Source organism: Kribbella caucasensis (genome assembly GCF_004361855.1).
GTDB classification, from domain to species: Bacteria; Actinomycetota; Actinomycetes; order Propionibacteriales; family Kribbellaceae; genus Kribbella; species Kribbella caucasensis.
The window spans coordinates 386,038-402,401 of sequence record NZ_SNWQ01000002.1 but is presented as its reverse complement, the minus strand read 5'-3'; the positions used below and the strand labels follow the sequence as shown (position 1 = coordinate 402,401).

At 68.9% G+C, this 16,364-nt stretch carries 16 protein-coding genes; 6 read left to right on the top strand and 10 right to left on the bottom strand.

What is annotated here, in order from left to right:
• Positions 1 to 59: 59 nt before the first annotated feature.
• Complete coding sequence (locus tag EV643_RS05965) at positions 60 to 476, top strand: YciI family protein (protein WP_133798943.1); 417 nt, start codon at positions 60 to 62, stop codon at positions 474 to 476.
• On the opposite strand, the gene EV643_RS05960 is transcribed toward EV643_RS05965, so the two are convergent.
• Genes EV643_RS05960 through EV643_RS05945 form a run of 4 tightly spaced genes read right to left on the bottom strand, consistent with a single transcriptional unit; the run spans position 473 to position 3,739 of the window.
• A complete protein-coding gene (locus tag EV643_RS05960; RefSeq protein WP_133798942.1) occupies positions 473 to 1,216 on the bottom strand; it encodes an amino acid ABC transporter ATP-binding protein in 744 nt (247 codons plus the stop codon). The two genes, EV643_RS05965 and EV643_RS05960, sit on opposite strands and share 4 nt — an antisense overlap.
• Positions 1,213 to 2,064: an amino acid ABC transporter permease gene (locus tag EV643_RS05955; protein ID WP_133798941.1), complete on the bottom strand. Its 852-nt coding sequence runs from the start codon at positions 2,062 to 2,064 to the stop codon at positions 1,213 to 1,215. Before EV643_RS05955 ends, EV643_RS05960 begins: the two co-directional genes overlap by 4 nt.
• Entirely contained in the window at positions 2,061 to 2,915 is an 855-nt protein-coding gene (locus tag EV643_RS05950) for an ABC transporter substrate-binding protein (RefSeq protein ID WP_133798940.1), read from the bottom strand. Before EV643_RS05950 ends, EV643_RS05955 begins: the two co-directional genes overlap by 4 nt.
• 17 nt (positions 2,916 to 2,932) lie before the next feature.
• The gene (locus EV643_RS05945) at positions 2,933 to 3,739 is read right to left on the bottom strand and encodes a helix-turn-helix domain-containing protein (RefSeq protein ID WP_238165382.1); all 807 of its coding nucleotides are present in this window, start codon (positions 3,737 to 3,739) and stop codon (positions 2,933 to 2,935) included.
• 51 nt (positions 3,740 to 3,790) lie between these two features.
• On the opposite strand from EV643_RS05945, the gene EV643_RS05940 reads away from it, so the two are divergent.
• The gene (locus EV643_RS05940) at positions 3,791 to 4,573 is read left to right on the top strand and encodes a phytanoyl-CoA dioxygenase family protein (protein ID WP_133798939.1); all 783 of its coding nucleotides are present in this window, start codon (positions 3,791 to 3,793) and stop codon (positions 4,571 to 4,573) included.
• Between the two features lie 36 nt (positions 4,574 to 4,609).
• Here the strand turns inward: EV643_RS05940 and EV643_RS05935 are convergent, their stop codons facing one another.
• From EV643_RS05935 to EV643_RS05915, 5 genes are all read right to left on the bottom strand, one after another.
• A complete protein-coding gene (locus EV643_RS05935) occupies positions 4,610 to 5,671 on the bottom strand; it encodes a zeta toxin family protein (RefSeq protein ID WP_133798938.1) in 1,062 nt (353 codons plus the stop codon).
• Complete coding sequence (locus tag EV643_RS05930) at positions 5,668 to 5,979, bottom strand: hypothetical protein (RefSeq protein ID WP_133798937.1); 312 nt, start codon at positions 5,977 to 5,979, stop codon at positions 5,668 to 5,670. The genes EV643_RS05935 and EV643_RS05930 overlap by 4 nt, the downstream gene beginning before the upstream one ends.
• A gap of 48 nt (positions 5,980 to 6,027) precedes the next feature.
• On the bottom strand, positions 6,028 to 7,803 hold the full coding sequence (locus tag EV643_RS05925; RefSeq protein WP_133798936.1) for a 3-hydroxyacyl-CoA dehydrogenase family protein: 1,776 nt from the start codon (positions 7,801 to 7,803) through the stop codon (positions 6,028 to 6,030).
• Between the two features lie 64 nt (positions 7,804 to 7,867).
• Entirely contained in the window at positions 7,868 to 8,812 is a 945-nt protein-coding gene (locus EV643_RS05920; RefSeq protein ID WP_133798935.1) for a class I SAM-dependent methyltransferase, read from the bottom strand.
• Positions 8,809 to 9,798 carry an NAD(P)/FAD-dependent oxidoreductase gene (locus EV643_RS05915; protein WP_133798934.1) on the bottom strand — a complete coding sequence of 330 codons (990 nt, stop codon included), beginning with the start codon at positions 9,796 to 9,798 and terminating at the stop codon, positions 8,809 to 8,811. The genes EV643_RS05920 and EV643_RS05915 overlap by 4 nt, the downstream gene beginning before the upstream one ends.
• 74 nt (positions 9,799 to 9,872) lie before the next feature.
• Here EV643_RS05915 and nucS point away from each other — a divergent pair, with 74 nt between their 5' ends.
• Complete coding sequence (gene nucS, locus EV643_RS05910) at positions 9,873 to 10,532, top strand: endonuclease NucS (RefSeq protein ID WP_133798933.1); 660 nt, start codon at positions 9,873 to 9,875, stop codon at positions 10,530 to 10,532.
• A gap of 53 nt (positions 10,533 to 10,585) precedes the next feature.
• Here the strand turns inward: nucS and EV643_RS05905 are convergent, their stop codons facing one another.
• Complete coding sequence (locus EV643_RS05905; RefSeq protein ID WP_133798932.1) at positions 10,586 to 12,487, bottom strand: M4 family metallopeptidase; 1,902 nt, start codon at positions 12,485 to 12,487, stop codon at positions 10,586 to 10,588.
• Positions 12,488 to 12,806: 319 nt separating this feature from the next.
• Between EV643_RS05905 and EV643_RS05900 the strand changes: the two genes are divergently transcribed.
• The 3 genes from EV643_RS05900 to EV643_RS05890 all read left to right on the top strand — a co-directional run bounded on the left by EV643_RS05900 (position 12,807) and on the right by EV643_RS05890 (position 16,319).
• Positions 12,807 to 13,082 (top strand): hypothetical protein, encoded by a 276-nt coding sequence (locus EV643_RS05900; RefSeq protein WP_133798931.1) that lies wholly within the window; start codon positions 12,807 to 12,809, stop codon positions 13,080 to 13,082.
• A gap of 34 nt (positions 13,083 to 13,116) precedes the next feature.
• Positions 13,117 to 14,937: a glutamine--fructose-6-phosphate transaminase (isomerizing) gene (glmS, locus tag EV643_RS05895; protein WP_133798930.1), complete on the top strand. Its 1,821-nt coding sequence runs from the start codon at positions 13,117 to 13,119 to the stop codon at positions 14,935 to 14,937.
• A gap of 260 nt (positions 14,938 to 15,197) precedes the next feature.
• Positions 15,198 to 16,319 (top strand): esterase-like activity of phytase family protein, encoded by a 1,122-nt coding sequence (locus tag EV643_RS05890; RefSeq protein ID WP_133798929.1) that lies wholly within the window; start codon positions 15,198 to 15,200, stop codon positions 16,317 to 16,319.
• The last annotated feature ends 45 nt before the right edge of the window (positions 16,320 to 16,364 follow it).

Genomic DNA, 16,364 nt, shown 5'->3' with positions numbered 1-16,364 from the left:
GCCGGCTTCGTCTCCGTGGTGAATGCGCCAAACTGGGCGCGAGCGGATTGGAGCCAGAGATGACGAAGTTCCTGCTGACGGTGGACTACAGCCCCGGTGTGATCGACATGCCGATGCTCGAGTGGTCGCCGGAGGAAATCAAGGCGCACATGGACTACTACCGTGAGCTCAACGAGCGACTGAGGGCGAGCGGTGAGCTGATCGGCGGCGAGTCGCTGACCAGGCCCGACCAGGCGAAGAAGGTCACCGCCGACGGCGTCTCCGCCCCGGTGGTGACCGACGGCCCGTTCCCGGAGTCCAAGGAACTGCTGGCCGGCTACCAGATCGTCGACGTCGAGTCCGAGGAGCGCGCGATCGAGATCGCCGCTCTCGTCTCGCAGGTCCCCGGCCCCGGCGGCGTCCCGCTGCAGCAGCCGATCGGCGTACGCCGAGTCATGGGACCAGCCGACTTCGAAGAACTCAACCCCCTCGGTTAGAGGCGGCCGGATTTGATGATTCGGCTGAGGAACTCGCGGGTGCGGGGTTCCTTCGGGTCGGCGAGGACCTGGCCGGGTGGGCCGACCTCGAGCGGGCGGCCGTGGTGGAGGAAGCAGACCTTGTCGGCGACCTCGCGGGCGAAGCTCATCTCGTGGGTGCAGATCAGCATCGTGATGCCGTCCGCCTTGAGCTCGCGGAGCAGGTCGAGGACCTCGCCGACCAGCTCGGGGTCCAGGGCCGAGGTGACCTCGTCGAGCAGCATCAGCTTCGGCGAGTTCACCAGCGCCCGGGCGATCGCGGCCCGCTGCTGCTGACCGCCGGACAGCTCGTCCGGTTTCGCGCCGGCCTTCTCGACCAGTCCGACCCGGTCCAGCATCTCCAGGGCTTGCGCCCGCGCGACGTCACGGCGTACGCCATGGACGCGGATAGGGGCGAGCGTGACGTTGTCGAGCACGGTGAGGTGCGGGAACAGGTTGTAGGACTGGAAGACGATGCCGATCCCCGAGCGGATCCGGTCGGCATCGGCGCGTGGATCGGTGATGTCGGTGCCGTCGAGCTCGATCACGCCGTCGTCGACCGTCTCCAGCAGGTTGACGCAGCGGAGCAACGTCGACTTGCCCGAGCCGGACGCGCCGATCAGTACGACGCACTCGCCCTGCTCGACGTCCAGGTCGAACCCGTCGAGCACCACGTTGGCCCCGAACGTCTTCCGCACGCCGCGGATGGACAACAGGCTCATACCGGACCACCTCCCCCGCCGTACCAGCCTTGTCGTCGCGCCACCCAATCCGTCAGCCGGGTCAACGGGATCGTCAACGCGACGAACAGCAGCCCGGCCACGACGTACGGGGTGAAGTTGAAGTCCTCGGCCGTCTCCAGTTGCGCGGCCCGGATCGCGTCGATCACGCCGAGCACCGCGATCAACCCGGAGTCCTTCTGCAGTGAGACGAAGTCGTTGAGCAACGGCGGCATCACGCGTCGGACGGCCTGCGGCAGTACGACGAACCGCAGCGTCTGCCGGTGCGACAACCCCAGGGAGCGCGCCGCGGCCCGTTGCGACGGGTGCACCGACTCGATGCCGGCCCGGAAGACCTCCGCGACGTACGACGAGTAGGTGAGGACCAGCGCGGCGCCACCCCAGATGACGGCCTCGTTCGGCAGACCGCGCAGTTGCAGAGCCGGTACGCCGAAGCCGAGCAGGAAGATCACCAGCAGCAACGGCAACCCGCGGAACACATCGGTGTAGGCGGCGGCGAACATCCGCAGCGGGAAGAACACCGGACCCCGCAGCGTCCGCATGATCGCCAGCGTCATCCCGAGGATCACGATCAGGACCGCGCAGACCAGCATCACCCGGATGTTCAGCCACAACCCCTGAGCGACGGTCGGCAGCGCCTCCCAACCCCGGTCTAGGTCGAAGAACGTCTCCCGCACCCGCGGCCAGCCCGGCGTCGACCCGATCCCGGCAACGGCCAGCGCGACCAGCAGCACCGTGCTGATCCCGGCGATCAGGCCGGACCGGATCGTCCGTCGCCGCCGGTACGCGAGCCGCTCGACCTGCAGCGCCGAGGGTTGCCAGTCGCTCACGAGAGCTCCGGTGCGCCTTCCTCGGTCAGGTACTGCTGCTGGAGCTTGGCCAGCGTGCCGTCGGTCTTCAGCGCGTCCACCGCCTGCGAGATGCACGCCGTCAGCGCCGAGCCCTTCTCCAGTACAAACCCGAACTGCTCGGCCTGCGCGCCGGCCGGGAGCTGGCCGACGATCTTGCCGGCGTCGAGCTGCGCCGCGGTCATGTAGAACGCGGTCGGCAGGTCGACCACGATGCCGTCGATCTGCTTGTTCTTCAGGGCTTGCACGGCCAGGTCGTTGGTGTCGAACACGGCCGGCGACGGCTTCGGCTTGATCACATCGCGGAGGGCCGTGTAGCTCGTCGTCCCGACCTGGGCGCCGAGCTTGGCGTCGGCCAGTTCGGCGATCGACTTCGCCGTGGCGATCTTGCTGCCGGCCGTGGTGATCACGGTCTGCCGGACGTCGTAGTACCCGGTGGAGAAGTCGACGGCCTTCCGGCGGTCCTCGGAGATCGAGATCTGGTTCACGTCCACGTCGAACTTCTTCGTCCCCGGTGCGAACGCGGTGTTGAACTGCACGGTCTGCCACTTCACCTCGCCCGGCTGGAACCCGAGCTTGGCCGCCACCGCGTATGTCACCGCCGACTCGTACCCCTTGCCGTTGCTCGGGTCGTCGCCGGAGAACCACGGCTCGTACGCCGGTTTGTCGGTGCCGGCCGAGAACGTCCCCGGCACCTTCAACGCCAGCTTGTCCTTGCCGCAAGCATCGGCTCCGGACGGGGACGACGTACCGGTCGGCTGGTTCTCCGGGGCGCAGCCGACCAGACCGACAACAGCGAACGTGGCCAGCGCCACGAGAGACCGAGGATTCATGCCTGCAAGGGTAAGGCTCAGCGGTTCCGGTACGCCGTGGGGCTGGTGCCGGTGTGGCGGCGGAATCGGGTGGAGAAGTAGAGCGGATCCGGGTAGCCGACCTCGGCGGCGACCGAGGCGACCGGCCGGGTGGTGAGCTCGAGCAATCGGCAGGCGGCGTCCAGCCGGCGGCGTTCGACGAACTGCTGCGGGCCGACCCCGAGTTGCTCGCGGAACAGGTGGGCGAACCGGGAGACCGACAGGTTGACCGCCCGGGCCAGCCGCGGCACGTCCAGGGTCGCCTTCAGATCGTGGTCGATCAGCTCGATCGCACGGAGCAGCCGGTCGTCGATCCGGATCGCCTTCGGATTCTGGGTGTCGCACCAGAGCAGCGCCGCCTCCAGGCTGTTGACGCTGAGCAGCTCACCCTGTGGCAGCACACTGAGTTGATGCCGGACCGCCTCGCGCAGATGGTCCGCGATCCGCTCGGCGGCCGGTACGCCGGGCCGGAGCTGAACGATGCCGGGGGCAACCTCCGGCCAGTCCAGCAACGGCAGCCAGTCGGGCTTGGGGTGGAAGTGTGCGAAGAGGAAATGCCAGTGCCGCAGCTCCTCCTCGACGCCGTAGTCGTGCGGCGTGCCCGGTCGGACCAGCGTGATCGTGCCTGGGTCCGCCATCACCGCGCTGAAGTGCCCGCGACCACCGAGGGTCTGGACCAGGAGCCAGTCGGTGGTGCCACGACGCCGGTACGTCGCGTACCCCGGTCCCTCGTCGAACTCGCCGGTGAGCAGCCGTCGTACGATCGGGGTGTACGAGTCCGGGACAGCAGGATCTCGAAGGTTCACAGCTCTTTACGGTATCCCCGGATCAGGGTCGCGGCGAGCAGACTCGTTGATATGACCGTTGCCGAGATCTACCAGCGAGACGGGATCGTTCAGGTCCCTCAGTTGCTCAGCCCGGCCGAGATCGACCGGATCAGGACCGTATTCATGGAGCAGGTCGCCGTCGACCATTCGTTGGCGATCGACGACGGCGTACCGGCGGAGGACCCGCTGGCCCGCTATCCGCGTTTCGTGCACCCGCACCGGCGGCCGGAGGTCGAGGCCGGCCGGCTCGCGCTGGAGCTGATGCTGGACAGCCGGATCCTCGATGTCGCGACCTTGCTGATCGGGCCGCCGCTTGGTGCCCAGTCGATGTTCTACTTCAAGCCGCCGGGTGCTCGGGGCCAGGCGATGCACCAGGACAACACCTTCCTGCGAGCCGATCCGGAGACCTGCCTGGCCGCCTGGATCGCGGTCGACGACGTGGACGCCGAGAACGGCGGGCTGGCGGTGGTCCCGGGATCGCACCGGACCGAGCTCGTCTGCCCGGAGCCGGCCGACCTGACCGAGTCGTTCACCGATGTCGAGGTGCCGATCCCCGACGGGCTGCGGAAGGTGCAGACCAGGATGCGGGCCGGGGATGTGCTGTTCTTCCACGGCAGCGTGGTCCACGGCTCCAGGCCGAACACCAGCACCGACCGGTTCCGCCGTTCGCTGATCTTCCACTACATCCCCGAGGCAAGCACCGAGATCGCCGCCTTCTACGACCCACTCGTCCGCCCCGACCGCCGTACCCTGTCGATCCCGGCAGCGGTAGGCGGCGGCCCCTGCGGCGACTACGCCGGCGCGGAACCGTGAGATCCAGTCAGCCGCGACCCACCGGTTCGAACCCGCTTACCTGTCTCTCGATCCGCCGTCCATCGACCGCCCGGAGCGTCCACCGTCCGACCCGTGCGCGGTCTCCGGCGGCCTGCTCGACGGCGGACCGATGGCGTGCGGGGGCGCGATTCCGGAGCCGGTGATCCGCTGCAGGTCCGCCAGTCGCTGGTCGATCCGGTGCTCCGGTGACGGTTGGCGGTTGTGATCCTCGGGCGCCGCACGGGCCACTTCCCGCTGCATCGCTTCGCTGACCGCGTCCCTGACGGGCTCCTCCAACTCCGGGTCGTGCCGCAGCAACGGGACGGCGACGTCCCTGAAGTGGTCCCGTTCGGCCGGTGTCGGCGGACGGTTGCGCTCGGCAATGATCGCGTCCCGGGCCCCCTCCGGGTGCTCCATCGTGCCGTCGTCCTTGCGGTGGTTCTCGAACAGCACGTTGCCGTCCCGGTCGACGACGTAGATGTCGTCGACGTAGGCCTGCGACTCGAGTGCGTGGGCAGCGTCCGGCACACCCCGGTAGGCACTGTCGTGAAGTCTGGGAGCCACCCATCGGCCGACGCCGTTGTCGTCCTTCGCCTGCTGGTACCGGTTCGCCACCCCGAGCAGGCTGTTGGCGTCGTTCGTGGCGACGTAGACGACAGCCACCCGATAGCCCTCTCCTGCGAAGCCGTCCACCCACGGCTTGGCCCCCTCGTCCCATTGCAGCGGTGCGCTGGCCACGACGTCGTACTGCGTCTCACCTGTGCGAAGGTGGTCGAGGCAGCGCCGATGCAGGTCGGGTGGCAGGCTCTCGTGGACATCACGGTGAGCGTCGAGCCCGCCTGTGCGCAGGATCGCGCGGTACCGGGGATGCGCCGCGGCGTTGTCGTCGAAGTCGTACGACGCGGTGGTGTCCGCACCGAGGGCCCGCTGGACCAGATCCTGGGTGGTCGACTTCCCGGCGCCGGGCTGGCCGCCGATCAGCACCGCCATCGGGCGAACGCCGGGCGCCCGCTCGGGCGGCCGGGGCGGCGTGATCTCGTCCAGTCGCTGGGCGATGACCGCTTCGGACTCGGCCGGGGTCAGCGTCCGGTCGGTCATTCGCCGAGTTCGGCGCGGAGACGTCCCAGGATCTCCGGATAGGTGCGCAGCACCTCACCGCGTTCCTCGGCCGACATCGTGACGCGGCGGCGGAACTCGTCGGTGTAGAAGGCGCGCTTCGCCGCAAGCTCGGCTCGGCGGTTCTCGTCGCGTTCTTGGCTGACCAGCGAGTTGTAGCACGAGAGCACGCCCTGGATCAGATTTCGGACCCGCTCTCGGTCCACCCGCTCCTGATGGCTCAACGGCCCGATGGCACGACCGCCGAGCGCCTCCGTGATGTGCTTCCGGGGCTCCTCGCCGTCCGGCATCGTCGGCTCCCTCCGGCTACGGTGACGACACCCAACGCTACCGCGAACTCAGGTGTAGTCGCGGAAGCCGCGGCCCGTCTTGCGGCCGAGGTAGCCCGCGGTGACCAGGTGCTCGAGGAGCGGCGCCGGAGCGAAGCCGGGCTCGCGGAACTCCAGGTACAGGGTGCGCTGGATCGCCAGCGACACGTCCAGGCCGACCACGTCGAGCAGCTCGAACGGGCCCATCGGCAACCGGCAGCCGAGCTTCATCGCCGCGTCGATGTCGTCCACGCCCGCGTAGTGCGCCTCGAGCATCCGGACCGCGTCGTTCAGGTACGGGAACAGCAGCGCGTTGACGATGAACCCGGCCCGGTCGCCGCACCGCACCGGGTGCTTGCCCGCGGCAACCGCCAGCGCGGCGACCGAGTCGGCCACGTCAGGCGCTGTACTGACCGTGCTGACCACCTCGACCAGCTTCATCACCGGTGCCGGGTTGAAGAAGTGTAGCCCGACCACGTCGGTCGGCCGTTTGGTCGCCATCGCCAGATCGATGACCGGCAGCGACGACGTGGTCGTGGCCAGGATCGCGCCCGGCTTGCAGATCTCGTCGAACGTCTCGAACAGCGCCTGCTTGACGCTCAGCTCCTCCACCACGGCCTCGATCACCAGGTCAGCTGGGGCGAGGTCATCCAGCCGCGCCGTACCGATGATCCGGCCAAGCGCCGCATCCCGCTCCTCCGAGGAGAGCTTGCCGCGCTGGACGCCCTTCTCCAGCGACCGCTCGATCGAGGCCCGGACCCGGTCGACCTTCTCGGTGCCACGGGCGACATACAAGACGTCGTACCCGGCCTTGGCGCAGACCTCGATGATGCCGACCGCCATCGTCCCGGAGCCGACCACGCCGACCTGCTTGATCGGCCGGACCGCCTTCTCGTCGGCGCCTGCCTTGGGCGTCAGGTCGTCGTCGACCACGACCGGCGAGTCCGGCGCCTCGTAGGTGTAGAAACCGCGACCGGTCTTCCGGCCGAGCAACCCGGCGGTGACCATCTGCTTGAGGATCGGCGCGGGCGCGTGCAGCCGGTTGCGGCCCTGCTTGTACATCGTGTCGAGGATCTCGTACGCCGTGTCGAGGCCGATCAGGTCGAGCAGCGCCAACGGGCCCATCGGGTATCCGCAGCCCAGCCGCATCGCCGCGTCCACGTCCTCGCGGGTGGCGTAGCGGGACTCGACCATCGAGACCGCGTGGTTCAGGTAACCGAACAGCAGCGCGTTCGCGATGAAGCCGGCCCGGTCCGCGGCGACGACCGGGACCTTGTCGAGTTTGCGGGCCAGCGCGAGCACGTCGTCGACCACGTCAGGCTCGGTGACGACGGTCTTGATCACCTCGACGAACTCCTGCACCGGCGCCGGGTTGAAGAAGTGCATCCCGACCACGCGGCGCGGGCGTTCGGTGGCGACCGAGATCTCGGTGACCGACAACGAGGAGGTGTTGGTGGCCAGGATCGCGTCCTCCCGGACCACCTTGTCGAGCGCGGAGAAGATCTCCCGCTTCAGCTCCAGCCGCTCGATCACGGCCTCGATCACCAGGTCGCAGTCGGCCAGCGCCTCCAGCTCGGTGGCGAACGTGACCCGGTCGAACAGCGCCTGCTGGTCCTCGACGGACAGCTTGCCGCGCTTGACGGCCCGGTCGGTCGAGTGCTGGATGTGCCCACGGCCGCGCTCGGCCGCCTGCTCGTCCCGCTCCACGCCGACCACCGTCAGCCCGTTCCGGGCGAACACCTCCGCGATCCCGGCTCCCATCGTGCCGAGCCCGACCACACCGACCGTCTTAAGTTCGCGACCCATGGCTCGCAGTGTGCCAGTCCCACCAGTGGTCTGCCCATGAGATGAGTCACCCCCGAGGTCAACCTCACACCGCGGCCCACGGCTCGGGCGCTTGCAGTCCTGCCGTGCGCCGCCGGGCCAGGATGTGGAACCAGCCGCCGGCGCGAGTCTGGCCCCGGTTCAGCCGAAGGACGTTCCACCCCGTGCGTTCCAGCAGGTCGCGAAGGGGTTGCTCCTGCCAGAGGGTGAAGTGGCGCGGCAGGTCGAGGAACCTGGTCGACCACTCGGCACCGGAGCCCTCGCGGGTGGAGAAGGCGAGTAGTAGAGCCGCTTCTGCCGCCTTCTCGAGCACCGTGGCGAGCTGGCCGGGGTTGAAATGCAGGAAGACCGCGTCGGCGAACACCAAGTCGTAGGGGCCGCCGAAGTCGTCGGTCAGCGCGTTGAGCCGGTCTGCCTCGAACCCGTCCGCTCTCAGCATCTCGACGAATGCACCCGCCACGTCGGTGCGGCGTACGCGGTGGCCCCGGCGCTCCAGCTCGGCCGCGTCCCGCCCGGTGGCGCTGCCCAGTTCGAGGATGAACCCGCCGGTCGGCAGGGCCTCGTCGACGAGCCTGATCAGGTTCTCGTTCGGCTCGCGCGGGATCGACTCGCGGAACCGCTCGGCCATCTGCTCGTAGGTGTCCACGGTGACCTCGTTCGTCCCCGGTCCGGTGGCCGACACCAGGGTCCAGCCGTCGCCGGTGTGCTCGACGATCGCGGGGAGGGTGAGGCCGACGTCCAGGTCGGGCGCGAGGACGATGACGGTTTCGCCGCGGTGCTGATCCGCGATCTCCTGCAGCTCCGCGTCCCGCCGTACGGGCTGGTCCAGCACGGTCAGCCGTATGCCGAGCCGCTCCGCGAGCTGCTCGGCGCCCTCGAAGACCGGCGGACCCGTGTAGACCGCCGCGATTCGTTCCTCCGCCAACCCGTCGACCCAGGCCGTCGAGCCCGCAGGCAGCAGAACCAGCCGGGCCGGGCACATCAGGTTCATTCAGCGCCACCTTCGGCGCCGGTGGAGTGTCCCGGGAACACCTTCGCGCCGGGTTCGATCAGACCCGCGGCGTTGTTGACCGCGGTGGCGGCCTCGCCGAACGCGACCGAGATCAGCTTGACCTTGCCGTCGTAGTCGACGATGTCGCCCGCGGCGAACACCCGCCGCAGGTTCGTCCGCATCGCCGGATCGACCAGGATGTGGCGCTTGCGCTGGTCGAGGCCCCAGCGCGTGAACGGGCCGAGGTCCGCGGTGAAGCCCAGCGCGGCGACGACGGTGTCCACCGGCAGAGTCCGCCGCTCGCCGCTCAGGTTGTCGAAGATCTCCACCGACTCCACCCGGGCGTTGCCGTTGATTCGGGCCACCTCGTACGGCGTGAGCACCTCGACACGGCTCGCCAGTACGTCGTCGACGGTCGCCTGGTGGGCCCGGAACTTCGGCCTGCGATGGATCAGCGTGATCGTCTCGGCGATCGGCTCCAGGCTCACCGCCCAGTCGAAGGCCGAGTCGCCGCCACCGACGATCAGCACCTTCTGTCCGGCCAGATCGTCCAGCCGCTTGACGAAGTAGCGCAGGCCACGATCGGCGAAGTCGTCGGCGTCCGGCAACGGCCGCGGCGTGAACGTCCCGATCCCGCCGGTGATCAGCACAGCCTTCGCCTGGATGACGGCGCCGAGGTGCGTGGTGACCGTGACCACCTCGTCGTCGACCACGAGCTCCTCGGCCCGGTGGCCCAGCAGGTACTGCGGTTTCGCCGTCGCAGCCTGATCGACGAGTGCGTCGACCAGGTCCTGCCCCTTGATCGCGACGAACCCGGCGACGTCGTAGATCACCTTCTCCGGGTACAGCGCGGACACCTGACCGCCGAGCTCGGGTAATGAGTCGACCAGCATGACGGAGTACCGGCGGAAGCCGGCGTAGTACGCCGCGTACAGTCCGGCCGGCCCCGCGCCGATGACCAGCAGATCGGTCTCGGTCCCGCTCACACCTTCAGCGTAGGCCGATTCACCCGGCACGGCGCCATGGAGCCGGGGCCGGGAGTCGACTACGGTGTCTCCTCGTGCGTCTGGTGATTGCTCGTTGCTCCGTGGACTACTCCGGCCGGTTGACCGCTCATCTACCGATGGCGCCACGGCTGCTGATGGTGAAGGCGGACGGGTCTGTCCTGATCCATGCCGACGGCGGGTCGTACAAGCCGCTGAACTGGATGTCGCCGCCGTGCACGCTGACCGAGGAAGACGGGCAGTGGCGGGTGGTGAACAAGGCCGGTGAGGAGCTCCGGATCACGATCGAGGAGATCCTCAGCGACTCGGCGTACGAGCTGGGCCTGGACCCCGGGCTGATCAAGGACGGCGTCGAGGCGCACCTGCAGGAACTGCTCGCCGAGCACGTGCACACCTTCGGCGACGGCTTCACCCTGGTCCGGCGCGAGTACCCGACCGCGATCGGTCCAGTCGACCTGCTCTGCCGCGACGCGGACGGCAGGCACGTCGCCGTCGAGATCAAGCGCCGCGGTGAGATCGACGGCGTCGAGCAGCTGACCCGGTACGTCGATCTCCTGAACCGCGACCCACTGCTCGCCCCGGTCCGCGGCATCTTCGCCGCCCAGCAGATCAAGCCCCAGGCCCAGTTCCTCGCGGTCGACCGCGGCCTGGAGTGCGTCACAGTCGACTACGACGCCCTCCGTGGGATGGAATCCGACATCCTCCGCCTCTTCTGACGCGCCCGGCGCGGCCGCCTAACTTGGTCGGCCGCGCCGGGTGCTCGGTCAGGTCAGCAGGGCACCACCGCGTCCACGATGAAGCCCTGGGCGACCACCGACGAGTCCGTGATCAGGCGGACCGAGCCGGTGCTGGTGGGGATGCACGGTGAGGTCGCGCCGCGCCGGAACAGACCTGTGTAGCGGATCAGTTCGTTGCCGTTGCCGTCGGACACGATGACGAAGTCGAAGTCTTCCTCCGTGTCGAGCAGGCTGAAGTGGAACGCGAAGCCCGCGGTGCCGTTGTCGTAGGTCCACGTGCAGTCGCCGTTGTTGCCGTACGGGTGCGGCGACTCGAACGGGATCTGCGCGTCGGGGTCACTCACGCACGGCGGAGGCGGCGGCACACCCGGCGTACAACCGGAGTGGATACCGACCGCGTCCCACGCGGCGCTGGTGCTTGCCGCGTCGGCCCCGGCTACCGCGACCGTGCCGTTGCGCGCGTCGCACATGTTCGCGAACTCGGGCAGGCTGGTGAAGCCGGCGAAGAAGATCTGCGCCGCCCGGTTCACGCCGAGCGCGGGAACGGTGACGGCACAGTCGGCCGTGTGCTGGTGTCCGTTCGATCCCACCGCGTCGCAACCGGCGTTCTTGCCGCCGTTGACGAGGAGGTAGTAGGCGTGGTTCGGGATCCCGCTGTTGGAGTGGACGCCGCCGTTGTCCGCTTCGGTGACGATGAACTCGCTGTAGTGGTCGGGATCCGCGTCCTCCTGCGGGTCCCCCATGTTCCGGAACCCCGGTGCGGCATCGGGCGTGAGGATGATGTCCTCGCCGATCAGCCAGTCCGGCGTCGCGGCCGGGTCGAGCCCGCGGGCCGCGGCGTAGAACTCGATCGTGTTGCCCATGATGTCGCTGAACGCCTCGTTCAGGGCACCGGACTCGTCCTGGTAGATGAGGTTCGAGGTGAACTGCGTGACGCCGTGGGTGAGCTCATGCCCGACGACGTCCAGACCGCCGGACAGTGAGATGCAGGTCTTGTTGTCACCGTCGCCGTACGCCATCTGCTCGCCGTTCCAGAACGCGTTGCAGAAGCGGTTCAGCACGTGCACGGTCGAGATCATCTGCATGCCGTTGTCGTCGAGGCTGTCTCGCCCGAACATCTCGGCGTAGAAATCGTCGGTGACGTTCGCGTAGTAGTGCGCGTCCACACCCGGAGCCTGGCTTGGCGTCCGGAGGTTCGGCAGGTTGGTGTTCCAGTGGTCGTCGGCATCGGTCATGATCGTGCCGGGCAGCGACGACTTGTTCTTCGCGTCGTACGTCTCCTGTCGCAGGTCTCGCGACCGAAGGAAGAACGTGTTGCCGATCCGGGTGGTGTCGATCGTCTTGGTGTCGCCCTTCACGCCGGTCCCGTCGCCGTGCGCGACAGCGTCGTACTGCTTCCGCACCGCGCCCGTGGAGGCGTCGACCCAGTGCACCCAGCGGTGGTCGAATCGCTGGCTGACGACCTCGTGGAACAGCCGCCCGGTCTTCGGATCGATGCGCAGAGTCGACGACCACTTGCCGTCGGCCCCGACCCGCTTCGCCGCGACACCGCGGGCCCCGGCGGCGGAGACCGCTGCGCTGTTCTTGGCCTTCAGACCTGGGAAGTAGGCGCCGATGACCGACGAGGTACGTCCGGCTCGGTCGGTGAGCACGGTGAACTGCCCACCGAACACCTTCGCGCCAGCGACGGTCTGCTGGTACCGGGTCTGCGTGACGCCGTTCGGCAGCTTGGCCGACCAGACCTTCGCCACGTCCTTCGGTACGGCGAAGGCGCGGGCGTCGGCGCCGGTCAGGGTGAAGGAGCCACCCCCGGCGAACGAACCGGTCGACCCCGGCGGAGCCGAGGATGACGACGGCTGTGCGCTTGCGTTGAATCCGCCGGCTGTGACCAGCGCGGTGACGGCCAGCACAGCGATGACTGCGGGACGCTTCATGATTTGGGGACCTCCCCCGGGTTAGACGGCAGGAGCTACCGGCGGCCGACTGTTTGTGGTCCCCGAGAGCCGCCCTACGCAAAGTGCTACGCCCGGCCATCGTGAGCCGCAAGAGCGAGTTGGCCGGTAATTTTCCGTCATGCCGGGCAAAACTACCGAAACTTCCGGCCCCGGCCGGCGACATCGACAGGGGTGGGCGGGAGGAGTAAGGTCCACCGGCGGCAGCCCCTGGTCACCCACTGACAAAACAGGGGAATCTTGCCCGATTTCGGGCAACATCTTTGCGTTGACCCCCGAAGCACTGCACAGTTGTCGGGTGATGCGTGAGGCGACGAACCAGAGTGACGAGCTCGTCGAACAGGTCAGCCGCACCACCGGGCTCCCCCTGGACGATGCCCGCCGCGTCGTCGCGGACGTACTGGCCTACTTCACCGAGACGACCGAGGAGTACGTCCGCCGCCGGCACCGTGAGCTGCAGACCTACGGTGCGCGCAACGACGAGATCTTCGCCCGGCTCGGCGCGGAACTGAGGCACTGGCCGGTCCGCTCCCCCGAACTCTCTGCCCGGCAGCTACGACGGATCGTCTACGGCTGACCCAAGAATTCTCGCGGAAAGGAACCACACCCACATGTGCGGAATCGTCGGGTACGTCGGCACCAAGCCGGCCGCGCCCATCCTGGTGGACGGACTGGCCCGGCTGGAGTACCGCGGCTACGACTCCGCCGGTGTCGCGGTCCTCGGCTCCAGCGAGCTGAAGGTGCACAAGGACGCCGGCCGGGTCCGCGAGCTGGAGGCGTCGCTGCCGAAGCGGTTCGGCGGCAAGCTCGGCATCGGCCACACCCGGTGGGCCACCCACGGCGGGCCGAGCAAGGACAACGCGCACCCGCATGTCAGCGCCGACGAGCGGATCGCCGTCGTGCACAACGGCATCATCGACAACGCCGCCGCGCTGCGCGCCCAGCTCGAGGACGCCGGCGTGAAGCTGCGCTCCGAGACCGACACCGAGGTGCTCGCCCACCTGATCGAGCAGGCCGCCGGCGACACGCTGGAGGAGAAGGTGCTCGCGGCGCTGGGCCGGATCGACGGCACCTATGGCATCGCCGTGATCGACCTGGACTTCCCGGACCGGATCGTCGTCGCCCGCAACGGCAGCCCGCTCATCCTCGGCATCGGTGACGGCGAGATGCACGTCGCGTCCGACGCGGCCGCGCTGATCCGCTACACCCGTCAGGTCGTCTACTTGGACGACGGCGAGCTGGCCACCGTCCGCGCCGACGGCTACCGCACCTTCACCCAGGACGCCCGGGCCACCACCAAGACCGAGAAGACGGTCGAGTGGACCGCCGACGAGTACGAGCGCGGCCACCACGAGCACTTCATGGTCAAGGAGATCCACGAGCAGCCCGAGTCCGTCCAGCGGGCGATCCGCGGCCGGCTCGACGAGCGGTTCCACACCGTCCACCTCGGCGGCCTGAACATGGACGCCCGGGAGGCCCGCGAGATCAAGCGGGTGAAGATCCTCGGCTGCGGTTCGGCGTACTACGCCGGCCAGCTCGGCGCCCAGTTCATCGAGGAGGTGGCCCGGATCCCCGCGGACGCCGAGCCCGCCTCGGAGTTCCGCTACCGCAACCCCGTCGTCGAGCGGGACACCCTGTACGTCGCGGTCAGCCAGTCCGGCGAGACCCTCGACACCCTGGTCGCCGTCCAGGAGCTGAAGCGCAAGGGCGGTCGCGTGATCGGCCTGGTCAACGCGGTCGGCTCCAGCATCGCCCGTGAGGTCGACGGCGGCGTCTACCTGCACGCCGGGCCGGAGGTGTCGGTGGCGTCGACCAAGGCGCTCACCAACATGGCGGTCGGCTTCGCGATGCTCGGCATCCACCTCGGCCGGATCCGCGACGTCTCCCCCGCCGACGGCCGCCGGCTGATCGAGGGGCTGAAGAAGATCCCGGCCCAGATCACCGAGATCGTCGCCAAGGAAGAGGAGCTGGCCGAGATCGCCGGCCGGCTGTCGAAGCACGAGAGCCTGTTCTTCGTCGGCCGGACCCGTGGCTACCCGGTCGCCCGCGAAGGCGCGCAGAAGCTGAAGGAGATCTCGTACCGGCACGCGGAGGCCTACCAGACCTCCGAGCTCAAGCACGGCCCGCTCGCGCTCATCTCGCCCGACGTCCCGACGGTCGCGATCGTGCCCGACGACGAGCTGCTGGACCGCAACATCGGGGCCCTGCACGAGATCGCCGCCCGCTCCGGCCCGCTGTACGTCGTCACCCACCCGGGCGTCGAGGTCCCGGACGGCGCGGCAGCCGTGATCGTGGTCCCCAAGAACGAGCCGGAACTGGACCCGATCCTGCTCACCATCCCGCTCCAACTGCTCGCGTACCACGCCTCGGTAGCCCTCGGCCACGACGTCGACAAACCCCGCAACCTGGCGAAGTCGGTCACCGTCGAGTAGATCCTCGAACACCTTCCCGGGACCCTGAACACGGCACGTCATGTTCAGGGTCCCGCGTTCTTGGCCGAGGTCCCGCGTTCTTGGCCGAGGTCCCGCGTTCTTGGCCGAGGTCCCGGTTTCGGGTGCGAGGTCCCCCGTTCGTGGGCGCGGTCCCCGGTTCTTGGGCGCGGTTCGGTTCTTGTTTCTTGGGCGGGGTTCACCTGCCGTTGGCCGGGATGGGTTTCGATCGGACGGTAAACCGCTCGACCGGAGGAATCCTGATGCGCTGGAAGACCCCACTCGCCACGGCCGTCACGCTGGCCGCCCTCACCATCACGCTGACCGCCTCGGCCGGCCAGGCCGTCGAGCGCGCTGCCAGCGTGGAAGGCGGTCACCCAGGCGGAGGCCTCGGCGCCTGCTCGCCGGACGCGGAGTTCCTCGGGTTCAGCGACAGCCTCGACAAGACGACGTTCGAGGGGCTGCCGGTGGCGGGGTTGTCCGCGCTGGCTCTGACCGGCCCGCGAAGTGGACTCGCGTTGGTCGACAACGTGCTGACCACACCGGCGCGCGTGTTCGATCTGACAATCGGTCGCGGCCCGACCGTCAGCGTGGACGGCGTGACGATCCTGCGCCGCCCCGACGGTACGCCGTACACGGGTGCCGACTTCGACGGTGAAGGGCTCGTCGTCGAGCCGGGCCGGCGCACGATCCTCGCCACGTCCGAGCGGGAGCCGTCGATCCGGCGATTCCGGCTGTCCGACGGCAAGGAGATCGCGTCGCTGCCGGTGCCCGCGCGGTTCCAGGTCACGCCGGCCGGACAGGCAGCGGTCAACCAGACCTTCGAGTCGCTCACCGCCGACCGCGACGGCAGCACCCTGTACGCCGGGATGGAGGGACCGCTCTCCGCCGACGGCACCGACGCGAACGGCAGCAGCCGCAACCGCATCATCCGGTACGCCGGTCTGCCGGGCCACGGATACCGGGTCGCCGCGCAGTACGCGTACAAACCGGATCCCGGGCTCTCCCTGGTCGAACTCGCCGTCGTGGATCGCAACGAGCTCATCTCGATGGAGCGCACGTTCACGCCCGGAGTCGGGAACACGGTCCGGGTGTTCACGGTGTCGCTCCGCCTGGCCGCCGACGTGACCGGGTTCGAGTCGCTCGCGGATGCGCCGGAGAAGGTGTTCCTGCAGAAGAAGCTGGTCTTCGACCTGGTCGACTGCCCGCCGTCGGGTGCCGTCGCCAAGCAGCCGCAGCCGAATCCCCTGCTGGACAACGTGGAAGCCCTCGCCCTCGGCGGCTGGCTCCCCGGCGGCCGCCGCCAGCTCTACCTGCTCTCCGACGACAACAACGGCGCCACTCAGATCACCCGCTTCTACTCTCTCGCGGTCGACCTGCACTGATCCTGCCCTGAAAGCTGCCGCTGACCCCGCGCTGACGGGTGCCCG

Bases quoted from the DNA above. Each gene is read 5' to 3' on its own strand.
- EV643_RS05905 (WP_133798932.1), bottom strand. From the start codon at position 12,487: ATGAAGCGTCCCGCAGTCATCGCTGTGCTGGCCGTCACCGCGCTGGTC.
- EV643_RS05935 (WP_133798938.1), bottom strand. From the start codon at position 5,671: ATGACCGACCGGACGCTGACCCCGGCCGAGTCCGAAGCGGTCATCGCC.
- EV643_RS05890 (WP_133798929.1), top strand. From the start codon at position 15,198: ATGCGCTGGAAGACCCCACTCGCCACGGCCGTCACGCTGGCCGCCCTC.
- EV643_RS05940 (WP_133798939.1), top strand. From the start codon at position 3,791: ATGACCGTTGCCGAGATCTACCAGCGAGACGGGATCGTTCAGGTCCCT.
- EV643_RS05930 (WP_133798937.1), bottom strand. From the start codon at position 5,979: ATGCCGGACGGCGAGGAGCCCCGGAAGCACATCACGGAGGCGCTCGGC.
- EV643_RS05950 (WP_133798940.1), bottom strand. From the start codon at position 2,915: ATGAATCCTCGGTCTCTCGTGGCGCTGGCCACGTTCGCTGTTGTCGGT.
- EV643_RS05920 (WP_133798935.1), bottom strand. From the start codon at position 8,812: ATGAACCTGATGTGCCCGGCCCGGCTGGTTCTGCTGCCTGCGGGCTCG.
- EV643_RS05925 (WP_133798936.1), bottom strand. From the start codon at position 7,803: ATGGGTCGCGAACTTAAGACGGTCGGTGTGGTCGGGCTCGGCACGATG.
- glmS (WP_133798930.1), top strand. From the start codon at position 13,117: ATGTGCGGAATCGTCGGGTACGTCGGCACCAAGCCGGCCGCGCCCATC.
- EV643_RS05900 (WP_133798931.1), top strand. From the start codon at position 12,807: ATGCGTGAGGCGACGAACCAGAGTGACGAGCTCGTCGAACAGGTCAGC.
- EV643_RS05965 (WP_133798943.1), top strand. From the start codon at position 60: ATGACGAAGTTCCTGCTGACGGTGGACTACAGCCCCGGTGTGATCGAC.
- EV643_RS05960 (WP_133798942.1), bottom strand. From the start codon at position 1,216: ATGAGCCTGTTGTCCATCCGCGGCGTGCGGAAGACGTTCGGGGCCAAC.